We start from the raw sequence: 719 nt of genomic DNA, 5'->3' as shown, positions 1-719 counted from the left end.
CCCCCGCGCTCGCGCCGCTCCTCGCGTCCTCGCATCCCCGCGTCCTCGCGTCCTCCGTAGCCCCCGCGCTCGCGCCGCTCCTCGCGGGGCGGGCCGTAGCCCCCGCGCTCGCGCCGCTCCTCGCGTCCTCGCATCCCCGCGTCCTCGCGTCCTCCGTAGCCCCCGCGCTCGCGCCGATCCTCGCGGGGCGGGCCGTAGCCCCCGCGCTCGCGCCGATCCTCGCGTCCTCGCATCCCCGCGTCCTCGCGTCCTCCGTAGCCCCCGCGCTCGCGCCGATCCTCGCGGGGCGGGCCGTAGCCCCCGCGCTCGCGCCGATCCTCGCGTCCTCGCATCCCCGCGTCCTCGCGTCCTCCGTAGCCCCCGCGCTCGCGCCGCTCCTCACGGGGCGGGCCGTAGCCGCCACGCTCGCGCCGATCCTCACGTCCTCGCATCCCCGCGTCCTCGCGTCCTCCGTAGCTCCCGCGCTCGCGCCGCTCCTCACGGGGCGGGCCGTAGCCGCCACGCTCGCGCCGCTCCTCGCGTCCTCGCATCCCCGCGTCCTCGCGTCCTCGCATCCCCGCGTCCTCGCGTCCTCTGTAGCCCCCGCGATCACGCCGCTCCTCACGGGGCGGGCCGTAGCCCCCGCGCTCGCGCCGCTCCTCACGCTCTCCGTAGCCGCCGCGCTCAGGCCGTTCCTCGCGTCCTCGCGTCCTCGCGTCCTCGCGCTCTCCGTAGCCGCC

1 pseudogene is annotated in these 719 nt (G+C 78.9%); it reads right to left on the bottom strand.

The annotated features are described in order from the left end of the window. A pseudogene (locus CJ255_RS23965) lies at window positions 1-719 on the bottom strand (hypothetical protein); the annotation flags it as partial.

Source organism: Candidatus Viridilinea mediisalina (assembly GCF_002532535.1).
In the GTDB taxonomy this organism is placed as follows: Bacteria; Chloroflexota; Chloroflexia; order Chloroflexales; family Chloroflexaceae; genus Viridilinea; species Viridilinea mediisalina.
Note: the sequence above shows the minus strand (reverse complement) of the source record. Positions and strands in the feature narration are given on the sequence as shown.